At 68.5% G+C, this 4143-nt stretch carries 4 protein-coding genes; 2 read left to right on the top strand and 2 right to left on the bottom strand.

Annotation, left to right across the window (positions count from 1 at the left end):
* The coding region (locus tag P3W85_RS06625) for a sulfite exporter TauE/SafE family protein (protein WP_276264190.1) at window positions 1-750 on the bottom strand (750 nt) is incomplete at its 3' end.
* Between the two features lie 278 nt (window positions 751-1028).
* Here P3W85_RS06625 and P3W85_RS06620 point away from each other — a divergent pair.
* Window positions 1029-1928 carry a LysR family transcriptional regulator gene (locus P3W85_RS06620; protein ID WP_276264189.1) on the top strand — a complete coding sequence of 300 codons (900 nt, stop codon included), beginning with the start codon at window positions 1029-1031 and terminating at the stop codon, window positions 1926-1928.
* A gap of 88 nt (window positions 1929-2016) precedes the next feature.
* Here P3W85_RS06620 and P3W85_RS06615 read toward each other — a convergent pair whose 3' ends face one another.
* A complete protein-coding gene (locus tag P3W85_RS06615; RefSeq protein WP_017225046.1) occupies window positions 2017-2268 on the bottom strand; it encodes a hypothetical protein in 252 nt (83 codons plus the stop codon).
* Between the two features lie 278 nt (window positions 2269-2546).
* Here P3W85_RS06615 and P3W85_RS06610 point away from each other — a divergent pair, with 278 nt between their 5' ends.
* Window positions 2547-3809, top strand: a complete 1263-nt coding sequence (locus P3W85_RS06610) for an MFS transporter (RefSeq protein ID WP_017225045.1) — start codon at window positions 2547-2549, stop codon at window positions 3807-3809.
* Window positions 3810-4143: the final 334 nt, after the last annotated feature.

Below are 4143 nucleotides of genomic sequence, written 5' to 3'. Positions count from 1 at the left end.
CAGGTAGTGCAGGATCAGCGCGCCGCCGGAGCACAGCACCACCGCGTTGACCATGCGCAGGAACTGCTCGCGCGACAGCCGCAGCGTGATACTGCGCCCGGCCCATAGCCCCAGCGCCATGGCCGGCGCCAGCAGCAGAGCCAGCTTCAGGATGGCCGCACCCGCATACACTCCCGCCAGCGCAAACAGCACCAGCCGTGTCAGCGTACTCAGGCCGATCAGGGTGGACTGTGTCATGCGCATCGCATCCTTGCCGAGCCGGCCCGACAGGTAGATCGCATACAGGAAGCCGCCGCTGCCGAACATGGCGGAGCAGACCCCGCCGCCCAGTCCGAAGGGCAGCGCCGCGCGCGGCGTGAAGCCGGCCGGCCGCTTGCCCGCGAGCGACCACGTCGCATAGGCCATCGCGAATATGCCCAACAGCAGCGGCAGCAGGTCCGATTGCAGCTTGAGCAGCAGCGCGGCGCCTGCCAGGCTGCCGGCCAGCATGCAGGGCAGCAGCCGGCCCAGCTCGGCACGGTCGGCGGCGCGGCCGTCGCGCGCCAGGGCAAAGGCGGCGGCGCTGCAGTCCATCAGGGCCAGCAGTGGCACGATCTGGCTGACCGGCATCAGGTAGGCCAGCAGCGGCCCGGCCACCAGGGCGGTGCCGAAGCCGGCCATGCCGAAGATCACGTAGGCGCCGGCAATCGCCGCGCACATGGCGAGGTAAGCCGGCAGGGAGAGGCCGGGCAGCAGGTAGCTCAGGTCCATCGGGCAGGGTTCGGAGTCGGGGTTGCGTGTCCCACAGCTTAAGGACGCGCCCGCCCGGACACCAATATCAAAGCAGGCCGCGATCCATCGCAAAGCGGCATGGCAGCGCGCTGGGCGCGGCGCCCGCACCGTGGCACACTGCGCGCGTGGCCTCGCGCGCAGCGCGCGCCCGGCCACGCCGATGCGTAGTCGCGTGGCGCGATTGCGCTGGTTTCTTGGCGGCCGGCTTGCGGCCCGCTATCCGCGTACCGTCCAGGCCGACATGAGCCCGTCCCTCAATGAGCCCGTCCCTCAAGCAGTTGCGTTACTTCGTTGAAATCGTCGATGCAGGCAGCTTCAGCCTGGCCGCCGAGCGGCTCTTCATTGCCCAGCCGGCGCTGAGCCGGCAGATCAAGGAGCTGGAGGGCATGCTGCAGGTGGTGCTGCTGGTGCGTAAGGCGCGCCACGTGGAAACCACGCTGGCCGGCCGTGCTTTCCATGAAGCCGCGCGCCGCATCCTGGCCGAACTGACCGAGGCCTCGGCGCAGGCGCGCCAGGTCGAGCGCGGTGAACAAGGCACGCTGCGCCTGCTGCATTCGAGTTCGGTGCCGCTGACGCCGGCGTGCACGGCGGTGCTGCGCGAGTACCAGTCAGCGCATCCGGGGATAGGTTTCGAGGTTTCGCAGGCGTCCAGCGAGCAGCAGGCGCTGGAGATCGCCGAGGGCCGGGCCGATCTGGGGCTGGCGCGCGAGCCGCTGCTGCGCCGGCTGCCAGGCGTCGACGTCGATCCGCTCTACAGTGAACGCCTCGAACTGGCGGTAAGCAGCGCGCACCCGTTGGCACAAGCCGGGGCCGTGGCGCTGGCCGCCTTGCGGGAGGCACCCTTCGTGTCGCTGCCGCATCCGGATCGTGGTGGCCTGAGCCAGCGGGTGGCGCAATGCTGCCAGGAGAGCGGCTTCTACCCCCGCGCGGCAGCGGCAATCTCGCGCAAGCTATCGCAGCTGGCGCTGGTCGAGGCGGGGTTTGGCGTGGCTCTGGTGCCGGCCTCGCTCAAGCGCATGGCGCCGCCGGACGTGCGTTTCGTGCCGCTGGCCGATGCCGGCTGCGATACGCGCGTGGTGTTGCTGTCGCGGCGCGACGCCGCGCCGGCCGCGGCCGCGCTGGCAGACAGCCTGCGCGCGGCGCGGCTGGCTCAATAGGCCAGCGAGGCCTGGATGTAGACGGTGCGCGAGGCTTGTTCGCCGCTGGCTTGGCGCAGGAAGCGATAGCCCACGCTCACTTCATGGCTCATGTTTTCGCCGCGCAACCGTTGCCAGTAGCGCGGCTCGAAGTGTCCGGGTGTTCCAGCACCTTGGTCTCGTTGGGGTTCCACAGCCCGTTGCCGACCACGGTGACGGCGTTGAGCGTGGTTTCGGCGCTGAAAGCGCTGGCGGCTTGCGGCGTGGCGCCGGGCTGCGCGTCGGCCGCGCTTGCGGCCGTGGTCAAACAAGGCAAGGCAGCGCCAAGCGCGGCACCGGTAAGCTTGATGGTGGGATGCAAGATGGAATTCCTGGGAAGCGCGGACGCCATTGGGTGACGGTTTCGCAATATCCAGGCAATGCATCATTCTTGATACATGAAAGGCCATGGCATGCACCTGCATACAAGCCGGGGCTCGGATAGAATCCAAAACTTGCGGGAGCAAGGGCAAAGAAAGGTAAGAACCGTGACCGGCGCATGGTGCCATTCACCGAACGAGCCGCTTCGGGCGCTTTTGGGTTTTCCCGCCGCGTGGGGCAAGCCCTGTCCCGCCGCCCGTTCCGTCATCGCCACCACCCATGCCGACCCCTGCCACTGTTCCGGCCCCCGAGCCGGATTCCGTTTTTCGCGACCCTTCATTTCGGCTGTTCTGGTTTGCCCGCCTGTGCACCACCATCGGGTACCAGATTTTCACGGTGGCGGTAGGCTGGCAGATGTACGACCTCACCCGCGACCCCTTCATGCTCGGCATGGTGGGCCTGGTGCAGTTCCTGCCGTCGGTGATCCTGCTGTTGATGTCCGGCCACGTGGCCGACCGCTTCGACCGGCGCCTGATCGTACGCACCTGCCAGACGCTGGAGGCACTGATCGCGGTGTCGATGGCGGTGGCGAGCTGGTCCGGCTGGATCACGCGCGAGCACATCTTTGTCTTCGTGGCCATGATCGGCGCGACCCGCGCCTTCGAGACGCCCACGCTGCAGGCCTTGTTGCCGAGCGTGGTCACGCCGCGCCTGTTGCCGCGCGCGGTGGCCCTGTCCAGTTCCGCGACCCAGACGGCCATCATCATCGGCCCGGCGCTGGGCGGCTTTGCCTACGTGGCCGGCCCCGGCGTGGTCTACGGCATCAGCGCCACGCTGTTCGCGGTGGCCGCCTGCCTGATCAGCGCGCTCAAGCTGCGCCAGGCGGCGCAGCGCGTGAGCACACCGGTCAGCATCGCCACGCTGTTCGCGGGCATTGCCTATATCCGTAGCCGGCCGGTGTTGCTCGGGGCGATTTCGCTGGATCTGTTCGCCGTGCTGCTGGGCGGCGCCACCGCCCTGCTGCCGATCTATGCGCGCGATATCCTGCACACCGGGCCCTGGGGCCTCGGCCTGCTGCGTTCCTCGCCCGCCATCGGCGCGCTGGCAACCGCGCTGTGGCTGGCGCACCACCCGATGAACCGCCGCGTGGGACGCATCATGTTCAGCGCGGTGGCGGTGTTTGGGGTGGCCACGATGGTGTTCGGCATCTCGCACTGGCTGCCGTTGTCGATGGCGGCGCTGGTGATGCTGGGTGCCTCCGACATGATCAGCGTGGTGGTGCGCTCCACCCTGGTCCAGCTGGATACGCCGGACGATATGCGGGGGCGCGTGGGAGCGGTCAATTCCGTCTTTATCGGCGCGTCCAATCAGCTCGGCGAGTTCGAGTCGGGGGTGACGGCGGCACTGCTGGGCCCGGTCGGCGCCGTGCTGATGGGGGGCATCGGCACGCTGCTGGTGGTGGCGGTGTGGATGCGGCTGTTCCCGTCCCTGGCCTCGCGCGACCGCCTGCACGATCATCCCCTGGCGACCAGGCCGGCCTGAGCACCGCCCGGTTTGCCGCCGGGTCACCAGCCGCGCCGATGCAAACGCAGCGCCAGCCTGTCCGCCCAACCGCAAAAGCGTACCCAATTCTGCGTGCCCCGACGCTGCCTGTCCGGTGCCGGTCCTCGGGCCGGCAAGGGTTGCGCGGCGCTTCCCGCCGGGTTCCCCGGCGCCGGCTTCCATTTCCCTTGCCTTCATCGCCTTCATGCTCATTCTGGCAGTGCGCATGGCCTGGGTCCCGCCGCGCAGCAGATGTTATATGTGCTCCATGCGCCATTTTATGTATTGGATCCGCGTCCACTCAGAGTACGTTAAAAGGCACTCCGGCGAAAAT

Source organism: Cupriavidus basilensis, from assembly GCF_029335485.1.
Lineage (GTDB): Bacteria > Pseudomonadota > Gammaproteobacteria > Burkholderiales > Burkholderiaceae > Cupriavidus > Cupriavidus basilensis_E.
This window is presented reverse-complemented; position numbering and strand designations above follow the sequence as displayed.